This is a genomic window from Gilvimarinus algae, from assembly GCF_030518215.1.
Taxonomy (GTDB): domain Bacteria; phylum Pseudomonadota; class Gammaproteobacteria; order Pseudomonadales; family Cellvibrionaceae; genus Gilvimarinus; species Gilvimarinus algae.
On record NZ_JAULRT010000035.1, the window covers coordinates 123,736 to 135,932 of the forward strand.

At 58.8% G+C, this 12,197-nt stretch carries 11 protein-coding genes; 4 read left to right on the plus strand and 7 right to left on the minus strand.

Going from position 1 to position 12,197, the window contains the following annotated elements:
- The first annotated feature begins 58 nt into the window (after window positions 1–58).
- A complete protein-coding gene (locus QWI16_RS04140) occupies window positions 59–904 on the plus strand; it encodes an MOSC domain-containing protein (RefSeq protein WP_302711486.1) in 846 nt (281 codons plus the stop codon).
- A 78-nt stretch (window positions 905–982) separates the two neighbouring features.
- Here the strand turns inward: QWI16_RS04140 and QWI16_RS04145 are convergent, their stop codons facing one another.
- The 6 genes from QWI16_RS04145 to QWI16_RS04170 all read right to left on the minus strand — a co-directional run bounded on the left by QWI16_RS04145 (window position 983) and on the right by QWI16_RS04170 (window position 6,199).
- On the minus strand, window positions 983–1,408 hold the full coding sequence (locus tag QWI16_RS04145; RefSeq protein WP_302711487.1) for an FKBP-type peptidyl-prolyl cis-trans isomerase: 426 nt from the start codon (window positions 1,406–1,408) through the stop codon (window positions 983–985).
- A 40-nt stretch (window positions 1,409–1,448) separates the two neighbouring features.
- Entirely contained in the window at window positions 1,449–1,868 is a 420-nt protein-coding gene (locus QWI16_RS04150; RefSeq protein WP_302711488.1) for a DUF488 domain-containing protein, read from the minus strand.
- 23 nt (window positions 1,869–1,891) lie between these two features.
- Entirely contained in the window at window positions 1,892–3,343 is a 1,452-nt protein-coding gene (locus QWI16_RS04155) for a sodium:solute symporter family protein (RefSeq protein ID WP_302711489.1), read from the minus strand.
- 57 nt (window positions 3,344–3,400) lie between these two features.
- Window positions 3,401–3,790 (minus strand): RidA family protein, encoded by a 390-nt coding sequence (locus QWI16_RS04160; protein ID WP_302711490.1) that lies wholly within the window; start codon window positions 3,788–3,790, stop codon window positions 3,401–3,403.
- Between the two features lie 33 nt (window positions 3,791–3,823).
- Window positions 3,824–5,254, minus strand: a complete 1,431-nt coding sequence (locus QWI16_RS04165; protein ID WP_302711491.1) for an N-acyl-D-amino-acid deacylase family protein — start codon at window positions 5,252–5,254, stop codon at window positions 3,824–3,826.
- Between the two features lie 78 nt (window positions 5,255–5,332).
- On the minus strand, window positions 5,333–6,199 hold the full coding sequence (locus QWI16_RS04170; protein ID WP_302711492.1) for a MurR/RpiR family transcriptional regulator: 867 nt from the start codon (window positions 6,197–6,199) through the stop codon (window positions 5,333–5,335).
- Between the two features lie 168 nt (window positions 6,200–6,367).
- On the opposite strand from QWI16_RS04170, the gene QWI16_RS04175 reads away from it, so the two are divergent.
- Genes QWI16_RS04175 through QWI16_RS04185 form a run of 3 tightly spaced genes read left to right on the plus strand, consistent with a single transcriptional unit; the run spans window position 6,368 to window position 10,985 of the window.
- Entirely contained in the window at window positions 6,368–7,606 is a 1,239-nt protein-coding gene (locus QWI16_RS04175) for an amino acid deaminase (RefSeq protein WP_302711493.1), read from the plus strand.
- 24 nt (window positions 7,607–7,630) lie between these two features.
- Window positions 7,631–10,027, plus strand: coding sequence for a beta-N-acetylhexosaminidase (locus QWI16_RS04180; protein WP_302711494.1), 2,397 nt, complete (start codon window positions 7,631–7,633; stop codon window positions 10,025–10,027).
- A gap of 40 nt (window positions 10,028–10,067) precedes the next feature.
- Window positions 10,068–10,985 carry an SMP-30/gluconolactonase/LRE family protein gene (locus tag QWI16_RS04185; protein ID WP_302711495.1) on the plus strand — a complete coding sequence of 306 codons (918 nt, stop codon included), beginning with the start codon at window positions 10,068–10,070 and terminating at the stop codon, window positions 10,983–10,985.
- Between the two features lie 48 nt (window positions 10,986–11,033).
- On the opposite strand, the gene QWI16_RS04190 is transcribed toward QWI16_RS04185, so the two are convergent.
- Window positions 11,034–12,044, minus strand: coding sequence for a LacI family DNA-binding transcriptional regulator (locus QWI16_RS04190; RefSeq protein WP_302711496.1), 1,011 nt, complete (start codon window positions 12,042–12,044; stop codon window positions 11,034–11,036).
- Window positions 12,045–12,197 lie beyond the last annotated feature (153 nt).

A 12,197-nucleotide genomic window follows, 5' to 3' on the forward strand; every position in this document is an offset into this window, starting at 1 on the left:
ATAGACTCCGGTGCGCCCGCTGCCTACCCTCGGCTCAATGACAATGCAGAGAGCCTCTATGAAAGTCGGCACCGTTCAATCCATTTGGCGCTACCCGGTGAAAGGCATGGCTGGCGAGCCGCTTTCGCGATGCTGGCTGGACGCAAACGGCCTGCAGGGTGACAGAACCTGGGCAGTACAGGACGTAAAACGCCGTGAAATTCAAAGCTGTAAGTTTCGCCCCGAACTGCTGCGCTGCCGCGCAGGCACCCTCGCCGATGGTGGTGTGAGCATCACTTTCCCCGGTGGTGAAACACTGCGAAGCGACGACCCAGAGGCCAGCGAGCGGGTCTCGCAACTGGTCGGTCACAACAGCCTATTGCAAGCGCGCAGGCCGGCCAGCGACAAAGACTTCTACCGCCGCTTTAAAAAAGACAATCACACCTGGCTGGAAGAGCTCAAAGCCACCTTTGAGCGCGAGCCAGGCGAACCCTTACCCGATCTCGACAACTTGCCAAAAGACATGCAGGAGTACGTGTCAGTGGTGGGCAGCTTCTTTCTCGTCTCGCCGCTGCACATTCTCACCACCGCCAGCCTCGCCCAGATGAAAGCGCTCAATCCCGGCAGTGACTGGCACCTGGAGCGCTTTCGCCCCAACATCGTCATCGATACCGATCCCGCCATCCAGGGCTTAGCCGAACAACACTGGCTCGACCACAAGATTCAAATTGGCAAAATCACCATCGACTGCAATGCCACCGCCCGGCGCTGCGGCGCCGTCATCCGCGAGCAAGGCGCCTTACCGCAGGATAAAAGCATTCTGCGCAACATCGTTCGCGAAGCCGACCAGAATTTGGGAATTTATGGAAATGCTCCAAAAGGTGGGGAAATCAAGGTAGGAGATGATGTGCTCTTGTTATCCTAACCCACACAAGAGCTCGCCGATAGCTTTGCTCATCGCAAACGAAGCACAAAACCGTATTGCGGACTTCATAGCAAACTTTTAAAACACCACCTTCAACAACCGCAGATCAAAAATCAGCACCGCATTGGGGCCGATTTTATTCCCCACGCCCTTTTTGCCCCAGGCCAGCTCGGGCGGGACGACGAACTCGTAGCGGGCGCCCTCTTGCATCAGCTGCAGGCCCTCGCGGATGCCGGGGATGGCTTCTTTCATGGTGAATTCGTCGGGCATGCCTTCTTTGTAGGTGTCGCCGATGATCTTACCGCCCACCAGCTGGATGCGCTGATTGACTTCAACGCTGTCGGCCTCGGTGGGGGTCAGGCCGCTGCCAGGCTCAATGACCCGATAGAGCAGGCCGCTGGCGGTTTGCTCTACGCCGTCTTTCTGGCGGTATTTGTCCATATAGTCCTCGCTGGCCTTGCGGTTCTGGCCGGAGGAGCCTTTATTGAGTTTGCTTTTTGCCATAACGGTTTTTCAGATGAAAAGCCGTTAGTTTACCACGCACTTATCGTTGGTTTTGATAGCACACGGGTGAGGCGACATCCTCGCAGTCTGCGCTGTCTTCGGCTTCCAGGGCGTCCAGCAGCGCGCGGCGCAGTATGGACAGGTGGGAGTTCTCTGGCTCGCGGCTGGCGGTGAGCAGGGTCAGGCGCCCGGCGCGGGCGGCGCGCATGAGCGGCAGCAGCGTTTGCGGCGCTTCGTCCAGCTGGTGGCGGTAGGCGTGGGCAAAGGCGTCCACGGTCAGCTCATCGCGGTGCCAGCACTGACGCAGGCCGGACGAGGGCGAAGCGTCTTTGTACCAGTCGTGAAGCGTGAGGTCTTCACGGCGCTGGCCGCGAGGCCAGAGCCGGTCCACCAGAATGCGGGTGCCGTCCGATGGATCGGCTTTTTGGTAAATACGTTTCAGGCAAATCTCATAGCTCATGCCTTGAGCTTAACGGAACACACTTACAATTCAATACCCTCCATCGCGTGGCGCTCGTCATCCAACACTTTTAGCGCCTGCTCGGGGGTAAGCTTGCTGGGCGCCGTCAGTAGCGATACGGCCACACCGGCCACCAGCGCCGAGAGCACGGCGGGGATCACCGGGTTGCCCCAGAAGTCCTTGTAGAAATTGACCACAACCAGCGAGGCTGCCGAAGCCGCCAGCAGCGACGCGATGGCTCCCGGGGCGTTGTAGCGCGGCCAGAAACGTCCGAGCAGGCCGCAGACAAACATGCCCGCCATCACGGTGGAGATCATGGTGGTGATGTAACCAATGATGTCGTTGGACAGCAGCGCAAACGCCAGAGCAATGGCGATAACCAACACCAGCGACAGGCGTGAGTAGTGAATCACCCGCTCGCGTGCAGGCATGCGCCCGGTCACCAGCACGAAAATATCCCTAAGCAGCACGGCCACACCGGCAATGGCATCAGAGCTGGCGCTGGACATGGTGGCCGACAGGCCGGCGATCAAGACCACGACACCAATAGCCAGCGGCAGCACTTCAACGGCCAGGAACGGGAAGGCAAAATTGCGGTTGTCCAGCTCCGGGTTGAGCGCATAGGCGCCCATACCGATAATGGCCGGCACGCAGGAAAACAGCAGGTAGAGGGAGCCGGAAATGTAAAACGATTTGCGCACCGCGCTGACATTGTGTGAGGAATAAATCCGCTGACGGAACGAGGGCGTTGCCAGCACACCGACGGCGATAACCATGGCCAAAGACAGCGCGTGCAAACCGCCAATGGATTCAATGGCCAGCAAGGACACATTCTCGGCCGGCTGCGCCGCCATTAGCTGGCTCCAGCCCCCGGCCGCATCCACTGCCAACACGGCCATAAGAATAAAACCGACAAACAAAATAATCGCCTGCAGGGTGTCCGTCCAGACCACGGCGTTGTAACCGCCAATCACCACGTAGATAGCAAAACTGATGGCGATAATCACTTTCGCCAACTGTAAATCGATGTCGGCAATCCAGGCGAGGTACAAGCCACCCCCGAGAATGTGCGCACCCAACCAGCCGATACTGGCAATAAAAATCAGCAGCGCGACGATGTTTTTAACCCAGCGGCTGGCGCCCACGTAGTAGGACAACTCTTCGCTCATGGTCATAAATTCCAGTTTGCGCACCGGCGCAAACCACCAGCCCAGCAAGAGTATGCCAATAGCGCCGCCCACACCGTAGAGCATGCCGCCCCAGCCGTTGGCGTAGCCGAAACCCACCGCCCCCATGGAAGAGCCCGTACCCACCATGGTGGCCACGGTTGTGCCTATGGTTAAAAACACCGGCAGGCCGCGCCCGGCCAGCAAAAAGTCTTCACCGCTTTTGTTGCCGCGGGAGACGTACCAACTCAGTACGATAAGAAACAGAATGTACAGGCCGAGAGCGGTGAGAAAAACAGATGCGTTCATAAAGCAATTCTATTGTTATAAAAAAACGCCGCCCGAAGGCGGCAAGACAAACGGGATTTATTCCGGCTTTTTGTAACAGACCACGCCGACTTCCACTTTGCAATCCACCACCAGGTCGCATACCGAGCAGATACGCGCCGGCGGGTGGGCGCCGAAGTTTTCTTTAAACACTTTATTAAACGACTGAAAGTAACGCGCATCGGTGAGGATCACGGTCAGGTGCACGATGTGCTCTTTGTCGTAGCCGGCGTTGCGCATGATTTTCAGGCAGTTATCAATCGCCAGTTGCGATTGCTCGACCACCGAACCCTCGACCACTTCGCCATCGAGCATGGGGGTTTGGCCCGAGACATACAACCAACCAGCCGCTTCGGCCGCCAGCGAAAAGGGCAGGTGCTGCCCGCCGGTACCCACACTGCCCTCAGCGCCATAACGTGTAATACTCACAATAACTCCTCCGATAGATAATTTTCGCCAGGCTCACTGGCGATACAAAAATTGTCCCGAGCGGCCAGTCACGTGAGTGCCGGGCTCGTAACTCAGTACGCCATTGACCCACACCTTTTCAACGCCCTTGGCAGCCTGCTTGGGGTTGGTGTAGTCGGCAGTGTCTTTAATGGTTTGAAAGTCAAACAACACGAGGTCAGCGCAGTAGCCGGGCTTGATCAGGCCGCGCTCGGCGAGGCGAAACTCGCTGGCCGACAGCCCTGTCATTTTGTGCACCGCCTGCGGCAAATCCAGCGCGCCCAGGTCGCGACAATAGTGCCCCAGCACCCGAGGGAAGGCGCCCCACAATCTCGGGTGCGGGTGCGGGTCGTTGGGCAAGCCATCGGAGCCAATCATGGATCGGGGGTAGCTCACGATATTGGTCACGTCTTGTTCGTCCATACAGTAATAGACGGCGCCGGCAGGCAACAGGCGTTTGGCTGCAGAGATCAGATCGGTATCCCAGTCGGCGGCGATAGCTTTGAGGTAGCGGCCGGCCTGATCGGGACTGCCCTGGGACCAGGTGATAAAAATCTCCGTTTCGTCGGTCACCTGTGCCAAATCCAGGGTGCTGGAACTGGCCGCGTAGGGGTAGCAGTCGCAAGCGACTTTTTGTGCGGCGTTGGCCTGTTCAATGTGGGTCAACAGTTCACCACTGCGGCCCCAATTGCCTTTGCCCGCACACTTGAGGTGAGAGATCACCAAAGGCACCTTGCCACTGCGGGCGGTTAAAAAAGCCTCGTTCATAGCCTCAAGCACCGCGTCAAACTCGGTGCGCAAGTGCGTGGTGTAGATCGCACCTTCGCGCCCGAGCTCTTTCACCAGCGCCATGACTTCTTCGGTACTGGAGCACTTGGCACTGCCGTAAGCGAGGCCCGAGCTCATACCCAGGGCGCCATCGCTGAGCGCGCCGCGTACATCCGCCATCATGGCTTCCAGCTCTGTGGCGGTGGCGGTGCGCTGCAGGTCATCCATATGGTTGTTGCGGATAGCGGTGTGTCCCACCAGTGCGCCCACATTCACACTTGGCTGTGCCTCAATGACTGCCTGGGCGTAGAGCGAGAAGCGCGGATAAGTGAAGGCCGTGCGGTTGCCAAGCAAATTAAGGGGGTCTGGCGGGTCGCCGGCCAAGGTGACCGGGCTGGCGCTGATGCCACAATTACCGACGATCACGGTGGTCACACCCTGGCTGATTTTAGCCAGCATGTCCGGGTCCTGAATGACGTTAAGGTCATCGTGGGTATGGACGTCGATAAAACCGGGGGAGAGGCAGAGGCCATCGCCATCCACATGGTGGCGCGCCTCAGCATCAATGAAATTGGCGACCTCGGCAATCTTGCCGTCAGCGATGGCCAGGTCCGCGACATAGGGCGCGGCGCCACTGCCGTCTATCACCAGCGCTTTGCGTATCAGGGTATCGAACAACTTAAACCTCTTTACGGTTGCCAGCGGCGAACCAGTAAACCCTGAAAAGCAAAACCTGTGGGGCGACCAGGCCCCGGACTAATCGCCCAGTGGCAGCCGATCCGCACCCTGCTTGTGATTGTCCAGAGTGTGCTTGATCCGCCGGAGTGTTTCCCGGCTTTTACGTTTGTGTCTTACAGCAAGCTCCATCACCAGTACATCGATCGCCGCCATCATGACGTAGCGCGAAGCGCTGGGTTTGAAGATGTAATCTGTCTCTATCGGCTCCATGGGAACCAGATAATCCGCCTCGCCCGCCAGTGGCGAGCCCTGGGGCGTAATGGCCACCACCAGCGCACCGTACTCCCGGGCGATTTCCGCCGCCTCCTGCACATCGGGGCTGTACCCCCCGGCCGACAGGCAGATCACCACGTCGTTGGCGTCTATGGCTGCGGCCGCCATGCGCATGAGCATGGGGTCCGAGTAGGCGGTAGCGGTAAAGCCCAGGCGAAAGAGCCGGTACTGACACTCCTGCGCCAAGACGGTGGAACCGCCGCCCACCCCAAAAATAATGATTTGCCTGGCCTCAGCCAGGGCGTCCACCGCCGGCTCGATGACCTCGTCGGTCACCAGCCTGGCGTTGTGGTCCAGTGCGGCCTTGACCGTTTCATAGACCGCGTGCAAACCGGCGGGCTCAGCCGGCACATCGGCGTAAAAGCGCTGCCCCACCGCCAGCGACTGCGCCAGGCGCAGCTTTAAATCCCTGACGTTTTTACAATCCACCGCCCGGGCAAAGCGGGTAATGGTGGCTTCACTTACCTCGGCGCGCAGCGCCAGTTCGCTGATACTGGCCTCCGAGGCAAAGGAAATATCCTCCAGAATCACTCTGGCAATTTTCTGCTCAGCATCGCGCAACTGGCCAAATAGGGCGTTAATGCGCGAGACAATATCCGGTTCGTGAGTCACAGCCTGGCTCCTTTTCATCTCATCGTGGCAGCCCGGGCTGAGTCAGCCAGGGAATTATAATTCATTTTGTTATATACTAACAGTTATTGACCAATGAAAACGTTATTTTCTATCATGTCGCTTGTGTCTGACCGGGCACAAAAACCCCTTTTTACGCCCAGGTGTAGCATGAATCAAAAGATCACACTGCCATCGGTAACCGCCACCAAGGGAGCGGGTGACACAGCGGGCAAAGGCCTGAGTTTACTGCACGAATCCGTCAGCCTGCCAGCGGCGGTTGTCTACCGCTCGCGGCTCGACAACAATCTGAGCTGGATGCAGAGCTTTGCCGACAGCCAGGGGGTCAAACTCGCCCCCCACGGCAAAACCACCATGACCCCGCGGTTTTTTCAGCTGCAGCGCGAGGCTGGCGCTTGGGCCCAAACCCTGGCCAGTGCCCCCCAGGCCGTTGCGGCCGCCGAGGCCGGTATCGGCCGTATAATTATGGCCAACCAGCTGGTGGGCAAGCGCAATATGGCGCTGGTCAGCGGGCTCAAGGCCGAGTGGGGCACAGAGTTCCACTGCCTTGTGGACTCGGCCGAGAACATTCGCGCACTGGGGGACTACTTCGCAGCGGCCGGCCAAACCCTCAACCTGTTGATTGAAATCGGCGTGCCGGGGGGGCGCTGCGGCTGTCGCAGTGACGCCGAGGCCGAGGCGCTGTGCGCTATTATCGCCGAATACGACTCGCTGCGGCTCACCGGTATTGAAACCTACGAAGGGGTAATTGGCGGCCCCGAGGCGCCGGCCAAGATCCGTCGTCATCTGGAACAGGTACGCGATCTCACCCTCAAGCTCCATGCCCAGGGCCGCTTTGGCGGGCAGCGGGCCATTCTCACCGGCGCCGGCTCTGCTTGGTACGATCTGGTCGCCGAGGTGTTCGGCGGCGCCGACCAGAGCAAGGTCATCCCGGTGATCCGGCCGGGCTGCTACCTGATTCACGACAAAGGTATTTACCTGGAGGCTCAGCAGCAGGTGCGCGAGCGCCTCGGCGACAGCTGCGCCGTGCAGGGGGATTTACAATCCTCGCTGGAGGTTTGGGCCTATGTGCAGTCTATGCCCGAGCCTGGCCTCGCGATTTTAACGCTGGGCAAGCGCGATTGCGCCTTCGATGCCGGCCTGCCGCAACCGGCGCTGCACTTCCGCCCGGGCTCTGCCCGCCCGGTAAAGGCCCCAGCCGGGTGGGAGGTCTTTCACATCATGGATCAGCACAGTGCCATGCGCTTGCCTGAAGACGCCGATGTGAAGGTCGGCGATATGATTGCCCTGTCCACCTCACACCCGTGTCTGACCTTTGATAAGTGGCGGGAAATACACCTAATCGACGACGATTACACCATAATCGAGCAAGTTAACACCTGCTTTTAACTCCACAACTGGCTGTCGCTGTATATGATGTTACGATCTTTGATACTGGCGGGCGGGCTCTGCACCGCCCTGCTGACCCCCACCACCTTCGCCACCACATCCGAATCTCTCAACCTCCTGCCCTGGCCGCAATCGGTAGAGACCAGCGAGCAATATCTGACTCTAAAGGCTCTGCCGAGTGTTACCGTCAGCGGTGAGGACACGGAGCTGGTGAGGCAGGCGGGCGAGCGGTTTCTATCCCGCCTGCGCCAGCAAACCGGGCTGAAGGCCGGCGAATCATCACTGCCAATAAGCATCCGCGTTAGCGCCAAAGCCGAGCGCGCACTCGATACCGCCAGTGAAGCTTATACCCTGGCGGTCAGTAGCGAGGCCATTTCTCTAGACGCCGAGAGCTATCGCGGCGCACTGCACGGGCTGGAAACCCTGCTGCAATTGATCGGCATTCAGCACAAGGCTGAAAGCATCCGCCTGCCGGCACTGACAGTGACAGACTCACCCCGCTTTGCCTGGCGCGGCCTGCTGATTGACTCCGTGAGACACTTTTTCTCGCTTGAGACACTCAAGCGCCAGATAGACGGCATGGCCGCCGCCAAGCTCAACGTGTTCCACTGGCACCTGACCGACGATCAGGGTTGGCGCCTTGAGTCGCCCAGCTACCCCAAGCTGCACGAACAGGCCTCGGGCGGGCAGTATTACACCCGGGCGCAGGTGCGCGAGCTGATCGACTACGCGGCGGCGCGCGGCATTCACGTGCTCCCCGAGATCGATATGCCCGGCCATGCCAGTGCCATCGCCGTGGCCTACCCCGAGCTGATGTCCGCCCCGGGCCCCTACCAACCAGAAGACCGCTGGGGCGTGCACAAGCCGCTGCTGAACCCAGCCAACCCGGCGGTGTACGAGTTCGCAAGGGCCATACTGGGCGAAGTGGCCGAGCTGTTTCCCTTTCCCTATGTGCACATTGGTGGCGATGAAGTCGACCCCGAGCACTGGGAAACCAACCAAGAGATTCAGGCCTTTCGCGAAAAACAAAAACTGGCCGACAGCCACGCGTTGCACGCCTACTTTAACCAGCGCCTGGCCGAGATACTGACTCAGCTCGACCGCAAAATGATTGGCTGGGACGAGGTGCTGCACCCCGATTTACCCAAGGGCACAGTGGTGCAATCCTGGCAGGGCCCGGATGCCTTGGGGCGGGCGATCAATATGGGCTTTCCCGCGCTCTTATCGACCGGCTTCTACCTCGACCAACCGCAGTACGCCAGTTATCACTACCGTGTGCGCCTGTTACCCGAGCCGGTGAAACTGGACACCACCCCCGCTGACGACGAAAGTTGGAGCACCTGGCGCTTTAGCGCTCCGCGCAAACGCGGCAGCGATGTTGCCGGCACCCTTTCTGTCATTACTCATGACAAGACCAGTCGCGGTTTTATCGATTTTAAAAACAAGTCGCGTCAGGTGCTGTCCGATGTGCGTTACGACGGCCAACACCTGAGCTTTACAGTGGACAGCTGGATGGGCCCTATCAGCGCCGAACTTGACAGCCACAATCACACACTCAGCGGACAATTGCTGGTGGGCAACGCCCCATACCTATTAACGGGTGAGAAAATAGCCGGCAGCGAGCTTGCAGGAAGCCAACTGCCGGAGCCGGTAAAAAAAGATCTGGTCGATGCCAGCAAAGAACCTTTGCTGCTCGGCGGTGAGGCCGCGCTCTGGGCTGAAATTATCGATGAAAACAGCATCGATCTGCGCCTCTGGCCGCGAGGCTTTGTGGTCGCCGAAAGGCTCTGGTCCGCGGAGGAGCTGCGCGATGAAAAGGCCCTCTACGCGCGCCTGGATAATGTATCCGAGTGGTCGGCGGTGTCGGCGGGGCTTGAGCACTTTCAACAGCAGCGCGACGCACTGCAGAGTCGCTACCCCGATGTGGCGCTCGATTCACTGTTGCAGCTGAGCTCGGCCATGGAGCCGGCGCACTACTACCACCGCCACCACGAAAAATCCGAAAAAGAAACCTATTCGCGGCGCGACCCGCTGAATCGGTTTGTCGACAGTCTGCCCGCCGAGAGCCGCGCCAGCCAAGACTTTGTTGATCAGGTATCACAGTGGCTGGCACAGCCGGAAAACACAAGCGTGCAGCAGCGCCTCAACAAACAACTGCAGCAGTGGCAAGAAGCAGCGAAAGCGGTTGCCAAGGCCACGCAAGCGCCAGCACACCAGGAGCTACACCAGCTGGCTGACAACCTGAGCGAGGTCACCCGCTGGGGGCTCGCCGCCCTTGAGGCTCGCGCCAAGGGCAAGCCGTTGACGGTCGAACAGCGCAAAGAGGCGAACGCCGTTATCGATCGGGCACTGAACATTCAGTACGAGGTGATTGTGTCGGCGGCCTTTGGTGTCAAACAACTGCTTCATACACAACCCTAAATTCACGCTGCCTCGCTACGCGGCTTTGGAGAGAGCTTTTATGATACGTTTCAGTGTTCGCCCGCTTTTGTCGCTGGGCCTGTTGGCAGCGACTCTGCCCAGTTTGGCTCAGGCCGGGCAAGAACCTTACACCAGTGAAGACTGGGTAGCCGAAAACACCTTTACCACCGGGGTGGAAGGACCAGTGGTCGGGCCCGATGGCACTCTCTACGCCGTCAACTACGAGCGCGAAGGCACCATTGGTGCCGTGAGCGACAAAGGCCAGGCAAAGCTTTGGCTGGCGCTGCCCGAGGGCAGCACCGGCAATGCCTTGCGTTTAGGCCCGAACGGCCAAATGCTGGTGGCTGACTACACCGGGCACAATGTTTTAAGCATTGATACCGCTACCGGCGAGGTATCGGTCTTCGCCCACGAGGCGCGGATGAATCAGCCCAATGACATTGTTGTTGCGGACGACGGCACCGTCTACGCCAGCGACCCCAACTGGGCCGAGAGCAGAGGCAACCTCTGGAAGATCGATGCCAATGGCACAGTAACGCTCCTGGAGAGCGACATGGGCACCACCAACGGCATTGAGTTGTCACCGGATGGGCGCAAGCTTTATGTGAATGAAAGTGTACAGCGCACTGTGTGGGTCTACGATCGCAACGATGACGGCAGCGTGAGCAATAAAAAGCGCTTTTATCAATTCAGCGATCACGGTATGGATGGCATGAGCACCGACATCGAAGGCAACCTATACATTGCCCGCTACGGCGCAGGAACAATTGCCGTCTTGTCCCCGGCCGGCGAGCTGATTCGGCAAATCACACTCACCGGACAGCACCCCACCAATATTACCTTTGGCGGGGCCATGGGCACGCGTGCCTTCGTGACCATGCAAAAGCGCGGCAATATTGAATCCTTTATCAATGAGGTGCCGGGTTCAGACTGGCACAAAAGTCAGGCGCGACAATAAAAAGCAACGCCTGTTCACGCAGTTGCCGTTACCTAGCGAGGACAGGCGTTAGGTTTTTACCGGCCCTGTACTCTCGCGGATAATCAGGGTGTGATCGAGCACGATATTTTGAGCGACCATCGGCTCGCCACGCAGCTGTGGCAATAGCAATTCCATGCAAACCCGGCCGATATCGCTCATGGGCTGCGCGATGGTCGTCAGTGAAGGGTTGCAGTAGTTGGCGTAGGATATATTGTCAAAACCCAGCACGGAGATATCGTCAGGCACCCGGTAACCACTCTTGCAAAGAGTCGCGATGCACGCCATGGCCATTTCATCGCTGAACGCGAAAATCGCCGTTGGCGGCTGGGGCTGTTTCATCAAACGGCGGGTAGCCTGTTCGGACTTTTCCAGTCCGTAGTCACCCACATCAATGCACTGCTCATCAATGGCAAGACCTGCCTGGCGCAGTGCATCTTTGTAGCCAGCCAAGCGATCTTTCGTGCTGGGGGACTTCAAATTGCCGGCAATTACACCAATACGTGTGTGTCCAAGCGACAGCAAATATTCCACGCCATCGCGCGCCGCGGCGCGGTTATCAATGTTGACCTGAGGCAAACCATTGACGGGTACCAGCTCGCAAGCGTTGACCATAGGCGGCAGCTGATTGGCCAGCGGGATGGAGGGTTCCACATCAAAGGGCAGGCGAGGGCAGAACAGCAGTATGCCATCGGCCTGGCGCGAGCTGACCATGGCGGCAAAAGACCTCTCCCGGGTTTCCATTTCCTGAGTGTCGCCCAGCAGCAGAGAATAGCCATTTTCCAGCGCAATACTCTCCATGGCGCGAATCACAGGGTAATTAAAGGCACTGATGGCATCGGGAATAATGGCGACCAGCCTGTTGGTTTTGGCCTTACGCAGACTAACCCCGAGGCTGTTGGGGGTATACCCGGTGCGGTCAATCACCGCCTGTACCCGTTGGCGGCGCTCTTTGGAAACCAGCTCTGGATTACGAATCACACGCGACACAGTCGCCGGGGAAACTCCCGCTTCAATGGCGATTTCTCGAATGCCCGTCACGGGACCACCTCAGTATTGTTATCGTTAGAATCTTTGCAAGGATAATAACCAATCGGACCTTCGGGGTAAACCGAAGGCCTACAGCGCCGCCGCTCAGTGGGAGGGCAAAAAAAGAGGCAGGGTGCTAACGAATCAATCGCCAACACGCGCTGC

Excerpts from the sequence above, each read along its gene's own strand:
- QWI16_RS04180 (WP_302711494.1), top strand. The coding sequence starts at position 7,631 with ATGATGTTACGATCTTTGATACTGGCGGGCGGGCTCTGCACCGCCCTG.
- QWI16_RS04155 (WP_302711489.1), bottom strand. The coding sequence starts at position 3,343 with ATGAACGCATCTGTTTTTCTCACCGCTCTCGGCCTGTACATTCTGTTT.
- QWI16_RS04175 (WP_302711493.1), top strand. The coding sequence starts at position 6,368 with ATGAATCAAAAGATCACACTGCCATCGGTAACCGCCACCAAGGGAGCG.
- QWI16_RS04140 (WP_302711486.1), top strand. The coding sequence starts at position 59 with ATGAAAGTCGGCACCGTTCAATCCATTTGGCGCTACCCGGTGAAAGGC.
- QWI16_RS04150 (WP_302711488.1), bottom strand. The coding sequence starts at position 1,868 with ATGAGCTATGAGATTTGCCTGAAACGTATTTACCAAAAAGCCGATCCA.
- QWI16_RS04145 (WP_302711487.1), bottom strand. The coding sequence starts at position 1,408 with ATGGCAAAAAGCAAACTCAATAAAGGCTCCTCCGGCCAGAACCGCAAG.
- QWI16_RS04185 (WP_302711495.1), top strand. The coding sequence starts at position 10,068 with ATGATACGTTTCAGTGTTCGCCCGCTTTTGTCGCTGGGCCTGTTGGCA.